General features: G+C 66.2%; 8 protein-coding genes and 1 pseudogene. 3 read left to right on the top strand and 6 right to left on the bottom strand.

Translation table 11 applies throughout. The annotated features are described in order from the left end of the window. The coding region (locus VNW74_RS15165) for an AAA family ATPase (protein WP_325678192.1) at positions 1 to 1,355 on the bottom strand (1,355 nt) is incomplete at its 3' end. Then, positions 1,352 to 1,552: pseudogene (locus tag VNW74_RS15160) on the bottom strand (sigma factor-like helix-turn-helix DNA-binding protein); the annotation flags it as partial. The gene VNW74_RS15165 and the pseudogene VNW74_RS15160, both read right to left, overlap by 4 nt. Positions 1,553 to 2,226: 674 nt before the next feature. On the opposite strand from VNW74_RS15160, the gene VNW74_RS15155 reads away from it, so the two are divergent. After that, on the top strand, positions 2,227 to 3,879 hold the full coding sequence (locus VNW74_RS15155; protein ID WP_325678190.1) for an acyl-CoA synthetase: 1,653 nt from the start codon (positions 2,227 to 2,229) through the stop codon (positions 3,877 to 3,879). A 22-nt stretch (positions 3,880 to 3,901) separates the two neighbouring features. Here VNW74_RS15155 and VNW74_RS15150 read toward each other — a convergent pair whose 3' ends face one another. After that, positions 3,902 to 4,129 carry a DUF3618 domain-containing protein gene (locus tag VNW74_RS15150; protein WP_325678188.1) on the bottom strand — a complete coding sequence of 76 codons (228 nt, stop codon included), beginning with the start codon at positions 4,127 to 4,129 and terminating at the stop codon, positions 3,902 to 3,904. Between the two features lie 120 nt (positions 4,130 to 4,249). Between VNW74_RS15150 and bcp the strand changes: the two genes are divergently transcribed. After that, positions 4,250 to 4,723 carry a thioredoxin-dependent thiol peroxidase gene (bcp, locus tag VNW74_RS15145; protein ID WP_325678186.1) on the top strand — a complete coding sequence of 158 codons (474 nt, stop codon included), beginning with the start codon at positions 4,250 to 4,252 and terminating at the stop codon, positions 4,721 to 4,723. A 259-nt stretch (positions 4,724 to 4,982) separates the two neighbouring features. Further along, positions 4,983 to 5,483, top strand: coding sequence for a nitroreductase/quinone reductase family protein (locus VNW74_RS15140; RefSeq protein ID WP_325678184.1), 501 nt, complete (start codon positions 4,983 to 4,985; stop codon positions 5,481 to 5,483). Between the two features lie 66 nt (positions 5,484 to 5,549). Here the strand turns inward: VNW74_RS15140 and VNW74_RS15135 are convergent, their stop codons facing one another. The 3 genes from VNW74_RS15135 to VNW74_RS15125 form a co-directional block, all read right to left on the bottom strand. After that, complete coding sequence (locus VNW74_RS15135) at positions 5,550 to 6,875, bottom strand: dipeptidase (RefSeq protein ID WP_325678182.1); 1,326 nt, start codon at positions 6,873 to 6,875, stop codon at positions 5,550 to 5,552. 27 nt (positions 6,876 to 6,902) lie between these two features. After that, entirely contained in the window at positions 6,903 to 7,295 is a 393-nt protein-coding gene (locus VNW74_RS15130) for a holo-ACP synthase (RefSeq protein WP_325678180.1), read from the bottom strand. A gap of 88 nt (positions 7,296 to 7,383) precedes the next feature. Continuing rightward, on the bottom strand, positions 7,384 to 12,651 hold a 5,268-nt coding region (locus VNW74_RS15125), incomplete at its 5' end, for a polyketide synthase (protein ID WP_325678178.1).

Raw genomic sequence — 12,651 nt, 5'->3', positions numbered from 1 at the left:
CGATCCGATTCGACCTGGCGTTCGTAGGCGACCGTGCGGATCGACGGATGGTGAAACACGTACACCGGTTGCCCGGTGAAGCGGACCTGATCGATGAGCTGGGCGGCCAGCAGATCATCCACGACTGCTTCGACTCCCAGCGCGGCCAGTCGGTCCAGGTCAAACCGGGCGCCGAGCACTGCCGCTGCGCTCAAAGTGCGCTTTGCCGTTGCGTCGAGTCGGTCGATGCGAGCGGCGATGGTTGCCTGCAGCGTGACCGGCACGCTCACGTCGCCAACCCCTGCCACCGACAGGTATGCACCCGGCTCACCGCGCAGCACGCCGCGCTCGGCCAGTTCGCGCACGATCTCCTCGGCGAAGAACGGATTGCCGGCGGCTCTCTTGGCGATCCTCCGGCCCAGCGCGTCATTCGATGGATCCGGGCCGAGCAGCTCCGAGACCAGTCCCGCGGTTTCCGAATCACTCAGCGACGCAAGGGCAAGGGTTTGGGCACCTGCCACTTGGGTTAGCGCGCCCCGATATTCGGGTCGGTGGGTGACCAGCACCAGCGAGGGCGTCTGCGTCATGACCGTGAAGAAATCGGCCAACAGCGACTCGCTGACCTCGTCGATCCAATGGGCGTCCTCGATAACGAAGACCGCCGGGGCCTGGCGGGCCAGCGAGGCGGCATTGACCAGCATGGTCAACCGCCGCCGACGAGCATCCGGATCGATCTTCGGCAGTTCCACATCGGGATCGGCGATGCCCAGCAGGTCGTCATAGAGCAGCAAGTCCTCAGCCGCCGCGTCGGGTGCCTGAGCCCGGATCTGCGCCCGGGCGGCAGGTGGGTCAAGACTCTCGATGCCGGTGACTGCGCGCAATAGGCGCGTCACGGCATGGAAGGGAATCTGGCTGGTGTGCGATTCGCAGAAGGCGGTGAACACGTCAACATCATGGGCATCTGCCATCGCCGTAACTTCACGCACAAGACGGCTTTTTCCTATGCCAGGCGAGCCGGCCACGCCGACCACCGTGCCGTGGCCGTCAAGTGCACGCTTCAGCAACCCCGCAACAGCGGACATTTCCCACTGTCGACCGACCATATCCGGCTGCGGCGATGGCGGCCGAACCGCTATCGGGTCCTCGTATTCGGTAATGTCGTCGAGGTCGAGCAGCGACAGCAGGGCGGGCATGTCGGAAAGCTCGGCTACCGCATCCCGACACGCCCAACACTCTTCCAGGTGTGCTTCGAATTCGCGCCTGTCCAGCTCGGACAATGACCCCAGCACGTAGGCCGCGTCCCACTGTGCATACTTGTCGCCGTCTTGACCGCGCGGTGCCGCGACGGGTGCTCCCTGTCCCGGAAAGGCGGTCATGGTGCCACTCCCATCTCCTGCAGCGTCTGCTGCAGGGCTCGCAGCGCGTGATGCAGCCGCGACTTCACGGTACCTTCGGCGACTCCCAGGTCGGCGCCGATTTGTGCGGTTGTCCAGCCGTGATAATACGCACGCCGGACAAACGCGCGATCCTCAGCAGACAGCCGCTCGAACGCCTTAGCGACCAGTGTCCGGTTGGTTTCCGGGCTCGCCATTAACCAGCCTTCCAGTAGTAGCACGAGTGCGGCGCAGTTTTGGTTCAAGACCGGCGCTAGCCGATGGTCACATGCGGAGCCGGTAGCCGTGCAATCAGGGAACCGCAGAATCGCAAAATCGTGCGCCTTCGCGCGGCTCGGTGCCACATGTGCGGCACGCAGCCGCTCCGGTCATCCGACCCTCCGCCGCTTCCGGTCCCCCGAGTTTCCAGGGTTCTCCCAAGAATAGGGCGCGCCAGACGCCTTACTAGGCCGTTTCTCCGGTCGAATCAGGGCACGCGCCGCTAGGCATCGAGTCTCCAGCTCGCTCGGACCAACATGTTCGGTCGGACTGGACTACAGCAAATTCACCAGCGCGGGTAATGGCAGGTGTCACTTATGCGGCACAAGTGACACGCAATCCACCGGAATCGACCGCCTGCAACAGGAAGTAGTTATGCGAAGCACTGCCGCCCAACGGAATACGGCCCACATCCGGACACAGCGGGAAGCAACCAAAACCGCCTGCGCTTAATCAGCGAGTCCGGGGTTCGAAACCCTGACGGTGCACTTCAACGTCCATTTTCGGGGGCCGCTACCCCATTTCTGATAACCATCATGAAGGGGCCGTCGTGGGCTTACATTCGACGCGGGGTGAATGGCGCCGAGGAGGCCCGATGGCGGACGCAACGAGCGGATTCCGGCGGAAGGTGAGTCACGTCACCGAGCTGGCGAACGCGGTGAAGCGATTGCGCGATACCGGCATCGTCGACCTCGGCAACCTCGGCGTGACGCTGCAGACCGTGAAGAACTCGCGCATCTATGGACCGCAGGCGACGATGACGATTCAGGGGGGTCGCAAGTACCCGTCACTACCTGCGGTCGTCGACGAGCGCGGGACCTTGACCTACAAGCAGGTTGACGACATGTCCACGGCATTGGCGCACGGGTTGAAGCGGCTCGGCATCGACGAAGGCTTGGTCGTGGGCCTACTCTGCCGTGACCATCGCGGACTCGTCATCGCGATGGCCGCGTGCGGGAAGTTCGGCGCCCGGCTAGTTTTGATGAACACCGGTTTCGCCAAGCCGCAGTTCGCGCAGGTATGTGAGCGCGAGTACGTGAAAGCGGTGCTTCATGACAGCGAGTTCACCGGCTTGCTCGACGCGCTGCCCGCCGACCTGCCCCGCATGCTGACCTGGGTGGACGAGGGCGCCCACCCGCCCGACGACATACCGACGATCGATGGCATCATCGCGACGAACAGCACCGAGCCGTTGCCCCCGCCGACCAGGCCCGGCGGGGTCGTCGTTCTCACCAGCGGCACGACCGGGCTGCCAAAAGGTGCGCCGCGGGCCAAGGTGCCGCCGTTAGCGACGGTGGGGCTGGTCGACCGAGTCCCATTTCCGCGCAGGGGGACCATGGTCATCGTCTCGCCGATCTTCCACGGCACCGGCCTGGCCACCTACCTGGTCGGCGGGACGTTGGGAAACAAGATTGTCACCACCCGGCGGTTCACGCCGGAGGGCACCCTGAAGCTCGTTGCAGACCACAAGGCGGACATGCTGGTCGCTGTGCCGACGATGCTGCAACGCATTGTCCAGCTTGATCCCGACATCATCGCCGCATACGACACATCATCGCTGAAAACCATCGCGGTCGCCGGGTCGGCGCTGAGTCCCGAACTGTCCAACCGCGTCCAGGACACCTTCGGCGATGTGCTCTACAACATCTACGCTTCCACCGAGTGCGGATTCGGCACAATCGCCACCCCGGACGAACTCCGAAATGCCCCTGGAACTGCGGGCCGCTCGCCGGTGGCCTGCGAAGTGGTGTTGTTCGACGAGAACGACCGGCGAGTACATGGCGCCAACAGGCGGGGCCGTATCTTTATCCGCAGCGGGGCGCGTATCGAGGGCTACACCGACGGCAGGCGCAAGCAAGTCATCGACGGCTACATGTCCAGCGGCGACATGGGCCATTTCGACGAGAACGGGTTGTTGTTCGTCGACGGGCGGGATGACGACATGATCGTCTCCGGCGGTGAGAACGTCTTCCCGCAGGAGGTCGAGAACCTGCTTGTCGAGCGTGACGACGTCTTCGATGCGGCCGTGGTTGGTGTCGACGACTCTGACTTCGGAAAGCGGTTGCGTGCCTTCATCGTTTCGCGGCCCGGCGCACCGCAGGACATCGAGGAGATCAAGCTGTACGTCAAGAACAACTTGGCGCGCTACAAGGTCCCTCGAGATGTGGTGTTCATCGACGAGCTACCGCGCAATGCGACCGGCAAGCTGCTGCGACGGGTCTTGACCGAGATGGACGTCGACAGCTGACCTCAGTCGTGTCGGGGCCGCTTCACCGATGGCGGATCTTGCGGACCGCCAGGGCGGCGGCCAGCGCCGCAATACCAGCCAGGGTGATCGCCACCGCGGGCTTCTTGACGAATCCGATGGCCCGCGCTTTGGCGTCGTCGGCGAGCCGGCGGGGATTGGCCCGCTCAGCCAGTGAATCGACGGTTGACGCGAGCTGCTCGCGGGCCAGGTCGATCTCCTGCTTGATGGCGTCAGCATCCCGCTCAGCCACTCTCATCCTCCCTGTCGTCGGCGCACCCCCGCCGGGCTCGGTCTAGGTTGGTGCCTGCCGACCTACCCTAAATCAGCCGGCGCCGATCCCAACGTGCCGGTGAACAGAAAGGGACCTTCCTTGACCGACACTGCACGCCTGGCGCCCGGCGACAAAGCGCCCACCTTTACCCTGCCCGACGCCGACGGGAAGAAGGTGTCGCTGGCCGACTACAAGGGCCGGCGCGTCATCGTGTACTTCTACCCGGCGGCGTCGACCCCCGGCTGCACCAAGCAGGCCTGCGACTTCCGTGACAGTCTGGCCGAGCTCAACGGCGCCGGCCTCGACGTCGTCGGCATCTCCCCCGACAAGCCCGAGAAGCTCGCCAAATTCCGTGACGCCGAGAAGCTGACGTTTCCGCTGCTGTCCGACGCCGACCGCAAAGTGTTGACCGCCTGGGGCGCCTACGGCGAAAAACAGATGTACGGCAAGACCGTCAAAGGCGTCATCCGCTCGACGTTCGTCGTCGACGAGAAGGGCAAGATCGCCGAAGCGCAGTACAACGTCAAGGCCACCGGGCACGTGGCCAAGCTGCGTCGCGACCTGTCCGTCTAACCCAGGCTCGCCAACAGCAGCGCGTCGTAATCACTTAGGCGGTGTGTCTTGTACGGCGAGAACCGTTGTGACGATTCGGGATTCTCCGTAGATGGCGTACCGCTCGCCGTCCCTTTCGATCTGCGACTGAGCATCGACCAGGGTCACGACGGCAAACCAGGCAAGGGCACCCCAACGTGGGGTCCGCTGCTCAAGTGAAACTGGTGTATCCACGTTTAAGCCGCATCGCGGAGGTTTGGGTGGGCGTATGGTCCGCTGCATGCCTCTGCGTTACGTCGATCCACACCAGAAGCACGGCGGCTGGTACAAGGCCTTCGAAAGCTTCATTCGCTCGCGGGCGGGAGAGGTCTCAACGCGCCGCCTTTTCTCTCACATCGACCCCTGGTTGTATCGCGCAACCGGCGGGCGCTATCCAGCGATGCTTGGCGTGCTTACTACCGCGCCGCTGATGACCACTGGCGCTAAGTCGGATCAGCCGCGACAGACTCAGATCAACTACTTCCACGATGGCAGCGACGTCATCGTGATTGCCTCCAACTATGGAGGACCCAAACACCCGCAGTGGTACTTCAACCTGAAGGCGCACCCCGAATGTGAACTTGGAGACGAGAAATTCTCGGCAACCGAGGTAACCGACCCCGACGACTACAAATACCTGTATGGACTAGCCACGCAGGTCTACGCAGGTTGGGGCGACTATCGCCTAAAGACAGATCCCATTGGCCGCCTTATCCCCGTCTTTCGCCTCAGGCCGCGCTAGCCCCGAGGCCCAGTACAACGTCAAGGCCACCGGGCGCGTGGCCAAGCTGCGGCGCGACCTGTCCGTCTAGGCCAGATTCGCCAGCAGCAGCGCCTCCGCCGTCGCGGCCCGTTCCAGCACACCCAGGTCCAGGCTCTCGTTGATGCTATGCGCCTGCGTCGCAGGATCCTCCACGCCGGTGACCAGGATCGCCGCCTTCGGGAACGCCGCGGCGAACTCGGCGATGAACGGGATCGACCCACCCATCCCCATGTCGATCGGCTCGGTGCCCCAGGCTTGCCGGGACGCCGCCCGGGCGGCGTCATAGACCGGGCCATTGGCGTCGATGGCGTAGGGCTGACCGATGTCGCCGGGGGTCACCGTGACGTGTGCACCCCAGGGAGCGTGCTGTTCCAGGTGCGCGCGCAGCGCGTCCAGGTGCGCAGCCGCGTCGCCGCCCGGGGCCACCCGCATGCTGACCTTCGCGCGAGCACGCGGGATCAGCGTGTTCGACGACGCCGCAATGGACGTGGTGTCGATGCCGATCACGGTAATCGCCGGCTTGGCCCAGAGCCGCTGCGGCACCGAGCCGGAACCGATTTCGCTGACTCCACTCAGCAGGCCCGATTCTGCACGCACCCGCTCAGGAGGGTAATCGACTGCGGCGGCGGTGCTTTCGTGCAGACCGAGCACCGCGACGTTGCCGTCGTCGTCGTGCAAGCTGGCCAGCAGCCGCACCAGCACCATCAGCGCGTCGGGTACCACGCCGCCCCACAGGCCGGAGTGCAGGCCGTGGTCGAGGGTGGCGACCTCGACCACACAATCGGCCAGCCCGCGCAGCGACACCGTCAACGCGGGGACGTCGGTGCTCCAGTTGTCCGAATCGGCGATGACGATCACGTCGGCGGCCAACACGTCACGATGCGCGGCCAGCAGACGGCCCAGCGAGGGTGAACCGGACTCCTCTTCGCCTTCGACGAACACCGTCACCCCCACCGGAGGCTGGCCGTCGTGTGCCCGAAATGCCGCCAAATGCGTTGCGATACCGGCCTTGTCGTCGGCGCTGCCGCGCCCGTAAAGCCGGCCATCGCGTTCAGTCGGCTGGAAAGGCGGTGAAGTCCACTGCCCGGGATCGCCCTCGGGCTGCACGTCGTGGTGCGCGTACAGCAGCACGGTCGGCGCTCCCGGCGGGGCCGGATGGCGGGCGATGACGGCGGGTGCGCCGCCCTCGCTGACGATCTGCACATCGTCAAAACCAGCCTGTGCCAGCAGATCCGCCGTGGCTTGGGCGCTGCGCCGCACCTCACCGCGGCGGGCCGGGTCGGCCCACACCGATTCGATGCGTACCAGCGCCTCCAGATCACGGCGAACCGATGGCAGTACTTCGCGGACGCGTTCGACGAGATCGCTCACGATCTCGAGGTTAGCGGTATTCCAGCGCTACTCGGTTTCGAGGATGGCGACCGCGGCCGCGGTATCCCCTTCATGGGTCAGCGACACATGGATCGTCACGTCGGCCAAATGCTTGGCGATGTCACCGGTCAACCGGACCCGCGGTCGTCCCCACATGTCGGTGACCACCTCGATATCGCGGTGGATGTCCTCGCGAAGCACGGGCCGCTGGGAGAAGCGCGACCCGGACCAGGCCTTGATCACCGCTTCCTTGGCCGCCCAGCGCGCCGCCAGGTGGCGTGCCGCCGACGAACTCTTGTCGGAGGCGTCGCGCCGCTCACCAGGGGTGAAGGTTTCAGCGAACACCGTTCCGGGCTGGTCGACCTGCTCGGCGAAATCCGTGATGGAGACAAGGTCGATCCCCACTCCAACAATGCTCATTGGCGCCGCTCCTCCTCATCGCGTGCGCTCTGCACTGTCGCCTGCGCAGCTCATGGGTTGCGAACCTATCGGATGGTCAGAGCGGTGGTTAAAGACGGTAAAGGTCGCCGTCGCCCAACCGCGCCTCCGGGTCGAGCAACATCGCCGCTTCCTGCCGCTTTTCGGGCACCTCGTGATCGAAACGACGGTCCGCGGGCCGCTCGTACATCGGCGGGCCCCCGGCGATCGCCGAGGCCAGCCGGCGCTGACCGGCCAGCAGACGCGCGTCGGCCCGCCGCTGGTAGTCAACGCGCTGCGCGTCGTCCAGCGTGGCCAGGAAGGCCTGCGGGTGCACCAGCGCCACCAGGCCGGACACGTGGCCGAACCCGAGGCTGGTCACCAACCCGGCCTTCAGCGGGAACTTGCCGTCCAGCTGCAGGGTGTCGCGTACCCACACGAAGTGCGCGGAGCCGGCCAATTCGTCGTCGACGCAATCCAGGCTGCGGTTGGGCGGGATCACCCCGTCGCGCAGGATCTGGCAGAGCCCCATCATCTGGAAGACCGCCGCGCCGCCCTTGGCGTGCCCGGTCAGGCTCTTCTGCGACACGATGAACAGCGGCGCGCCCGGCGAGCGGCCGATTGAATCGGCCAACCGCTCGTGCAGTTCGGTCTCGTTGGGGTCATTGGCCAACGTCGAGGTGTCGTGCTTGGAGATCACCGCGATGTCGTCGGCACCGACGCCCAGCTTGGCCAGCGACCGTGCCAGCGCCGAATCCTTGCCGCCGCGACCGGCGCCGAGGGCGCCAAGACCGGGGGCCGGGATCGAGGTGTGCACACCATCGGCGAACGACTGGACGTAGGCCACCACGGCCAGCACCGGCAGACCCATCTTGAGCGCGAGGTCGCCGCGGGCCAGCAGAATCGTGCCGCCGCCCTGGGATTCCAGGAAGCCGAGCCGGCGCCGGTCGTTGGGACGGGAGAACCTCGAGTCCGTGATGCCGCGGTCGCGCATCATCTTGGTGTCGGCGGTGGCGGCCATGTCGCCGAAGCCGATGATGGCCTCCAGCGTCAGGTCGTCGAAGCCGCCGGTGACCACCAGCTCGGCCTTGCCGAGGCGGATCTTGTCGACGCCCTCCTCGACTGAGACCGCCGCGGTGGCGCACGCGCCGACCGGGTGGATCATCGCGCCGTAGCTACCGACATAGCTCTGAATGACGTGGGCGGCAACGACATTCGGCAGAACTTCCTGCAAGATGTCGTTCGGCTTGCTTCGGCCGAGCAGGTTGCCGTGATACATCGTCTGCATCGACGTCATGCCACCCATACCGGTGCCCTGAGTGCTGGCCACCAGGCCCGGGTGCACCCATCGCATCAGTTCGGTGGGGGTGAAACCCGATGATAAGAATGCGTCCACGGTCGCGACGATGTTCCACAACGCCACCCGGTCGATCGAGTTGGCCATGTCCGCGCTGATGCCGAACACGGTTGGGTCGAAGCCGGTGGGAATTTGCGCCCCAACGGTCCGCGACAGCTTGGTCTTGCGCGGCACGCGAATCTCGGTGCCCGCCTTGCGGGTAACCTGCCAGTCGCTGGATTCGGAGACAGGCCGGACCACCGTGTGCTCCGGGTCGAACTCGGCGAACCCACGGGCGTCGGCCTCCGATGAGACGACGAACGTGAAGTCCTTGTCCAGGAACACGCTCACCAACAACGGCGAGGCGTGGTCGGGGTCGATCGCGCCATCGTCGACGAACTCCCGGATCCCGACGCGCTCCACCACGGCATCGTGGTAACGCTCGACAAGCTCGGCCTCGTCGACCAGGTCGCCGGATTCGTTGTCGTACCAACCGGGTTGGGGGTCTTCCTCCCACTTGATCAGCCCGGTGGTCCAGGCCAACTCGAGCACACCGGCGGCGGACAGTTCGTTGTCGACCTCCATCTCGAAACGGGTGCGTGACGAGCCGTACGGGCCGAGTTCGGCGCCGCCGACGATGACCACCAGATCGGCAGGGTCGACGTCGAGGTCGTCCCATTCCGGCGGCAGAGCCTGCGTGAAGCCACGCGGCGGTGACGGCAACGCGGCGATGGTGCCCGCGGCGTCGGTCTCTTCGGCGCCATCTTCTGCGGGGCTGGCAGCGTGATCCTCGCGCGCCTTGGCGGCCAGTTCGGCCATGTCCAGGTCGACGTCGCCGAGCCCTCCGGTGAGGTCCACCTTGATCGGCGCGTTGGCGGCAGCGACCTTCGATTCGATGTCGCAGAGCGCGAGCAGCATTCCGGCCATTTCATCGGTGGAATACGTTGTCACACCGGCTTCTTCGACGGCGCTGACAATCGCGTCGTTGTGGCCCATCAGCCCGGTGCCGCGGGTCCAGCCGATCAACGCGTGCGCCAGGCTGACCCGCTGCGCCCACGACGACTCGGCTTGCCACCGGGTCACCACGGCGTCGAGCGCGGACTTGGCTTCGCCGTAGGCACCGTCGCCCCCGAACATGCCGCGGTTGGGCGAGCCGGGCAACACCACGTGCAGCCGCGAGGCGATGTCACGCTCGGCGCCGATTCTGGACAGACCGCCGATCAGCCGCTGCACCGCCCACAGCAACACCTTCATTTCCATCTCCGAGCGCGAACCGGCCTCGCTCAGGTCGCCGGCGACACGGGGTGCGGCAAATGGGAATAGCAGCGTGGGAGTCTGCGCGTCCTTGATGTGAATCGACTGCGGGCCAAGACTCTCAGTCTGCTCGGTGCCGACCCATTCGACCAGCGCATCGATGTCGGAGTAGGACGCCATGTTGGCCGCCACCACCCAGAGGGAGGCGCCAAAGCGGGCGTGATCGCGGTACAGGTTCCGGTAGAAAGCCAGCCGCTCGTCGTCGAGCTTGGACGTGGTCGCGATGACGGTGCCACCGCCGTCGAGTAGCTGTCCGACCACCGACGCGGCGATGGAACCCTTGGACGCGCCGGTCACCACCGCGATCTCGTCGTTGTAACGACCCTTGTCCGGGTTCTCCGCGCCGGCGGCGATCCGGCCGTACAGCGAGGCGTGGATCTGACGCCCGGCCGCGAGTGCCTTGCCCTGCCACCAGGTCGCCTGGGTCGCCACCACGTGGCCGGCACCCTCGAACCGTTCGGACAACCGCGCCCAGTCGGCGTTGGCCGCGTCGTCGTCGATCAGCCAGAGCTTGACCAGGTCCTCGCGGGCGCTGGCCCAGCGGTCGTCGAACACCACAGCTTTCTTGCCGTCGAACACCGGCGCCACCAACCGCGGCCAGTCCGCGCCAAGTTCGGTAGTGACCAGGTCGATCAACTCGGCATCGCTGGCGGCCGGCGGCACGGTGACCTGATTGTCGAGCCCCAACTGACCCAGCACGAGGCGGGCCGCCGATGCGAGCACGCCGTCGCGGCCGGTGATCTGCTCGGTGAACTCACCCAGCGCCGCGGCGTCGACGGTCGCACCCCCGCCACCACCGGACGACGGCAGCGCCACCGCAATCCCGCGGCGTGCGGCCACCGCCGCGACCGCGGCGTCGATGGCTTTGTCGACGGCGGCGACATCGGCCAGGGCGCCTTCGTGCAGGTTGCCCATCGAGCCGCCACGAACGCTGGTGCCTTCGCGGGTCCCCAGCGCGACCTCGACCGTGACGTGCTTGGCCCAACCGTCGCCGAGCTCCCAAGTCTTCTTCACCCGCTCGGCGATGGCCGCGGGACGCTTGCCGGACGGGCCCAGCACGGTCCGCAGCTGGTCATTGATCGCGTCGGAAAGCACTGGCCCGTAAGGCTTATACGTGCGTGCCAGTTTGGTCACCTGTGACCGCAGCCCGGCCAGGTCGGCCTCGGCGGCACCGTCGATGGCACCGAGGTTCAGCTCGGAACCCAGGTCGACCAGCAATTGATTACGCCGCGACGACGCGCCGTCGGTGATGGACTCGATGGAGTCCAACTGCTCGATCTGGTCGATGCGCATCTTGGCCGACAGCGCGATCAGAGCCAGCGTGGCGTCGGCCGCGTCGAACGGAATGTCATCGGGGCGTGGACCGCCGGACGGAGCTGCGGAGGGAGCCGCAGCGACGGCTGGCGCGACATCGGGGCTGGGCGCACCCTCCGCCGCGGCTCCCGCGGAATCCGAAGCCTCGTCGAGCTCTTCCTCGGGCTCGGGGTCGGTGTCGGTGGCGAACAGCACGGCTGCGTCGCGCTCAGCATTAAGCACTTCGACTGTGCTGTGCGCATATTCGGGCAGCTTCAGGGTGTTGGTGGCGAGTCCGCTGACGGTCGGCGACGACTTCACGCCGATCTCGACTAGCCGCTCCACACCCAGACCGCCTGCCGCGTCCTCGGTGAAGAGCAGGTCCTGGGTTTCGATCCAACGCACCGGGCTGGCGAACTGCCAGGCCAACAGCTCGATGACAACTGTCCGCGCCATCTCACGCGGCCGTTCGGCGCGCCAGGTGTCGTAGTCGGCAAGGATCTCGTCGAGCGGCTCGGCCGGCACCAGATCGCGGATCTCCTGGATGAAGTCGCGGTCCAGGCTGAACGGGCGCGGCACCAGGTTGGGAATGTACCGGCCGATGATCAAATCGGGATCCTTGTCGCGCGGCATGACCCGCTCCAGTGACCGGCGGAAATCGGCCACACCGACTCGCAGCACCCGCGAGTGGAACGGCACATCGATGCCCGGCACCAGGATGAACGAGCGTCGACCGCCGGAGAGCTCACGGCGACGCTCCACCTCGGCTTCCAATGCCTCCAGCCCCAGCACCGTGCCGGCGATCGCGTACTGCGAGCCGCGCAGGTTGAAGTTCACGATCTCCAGGAACTCGCCGGTGCGCTGCGCGATCTCCTCGACAAACGCAGGCACGTCGGCGTCGTCGAGATCGATCTGCGACGGGCGGATCGCGGCCAGCCGGTAGTTCGAGCGGCCCAGCTCGTCGCGCGGCACGATGTCATGCATTTTGGAGCCGCGGTGAAACACCGTCTCCAGCAACCCTTCGAGCTCGTACATGCCCGTCACGCAGGCCAGCGCGGTGTACTCGCCGACGGAGTGGCCGCAGGCGATGGCATCCTCCACGAACGCGCCCTGTTCCCGCATCTCGGCGACTTGAGCCGCCGCCACCGTCGCCATGGCGACCTGGGTGAACTGGGTCAGGTAGAGCACGCCCTCGGGGTGGTCGTAGTGCACGCCGCTGGCGATGATGCTGGTCGGGTTGTCGCGCACCACGTGCAGCACGGAGAAGCCCAGCGTGTCGCGGGTGAACTTGTCCGCCTTGTCCCACACCTTGCGGGCCGCCTTCGAGCGGGCCCGAACTTCCATGCCCATGCCCTTGTGCTGGATGCCCTGACCCGGGAACGCGTAGACCGTCTTGGGCGCGGCCAGCCGCGCCGT

It is taken from the genome of Mycobacterium sp., from assembly GCF_035570115.1.
In the GTDB taxonomy this organism is placed as follows: Bacteria; Actinomycetota; Actinomycetes; order Mycobacteriales; family Mycobacteriaceae; genus Mycobacterium.
This window is presented reverse-complemented; position numbering and strand designations above follow the sequence as displayed.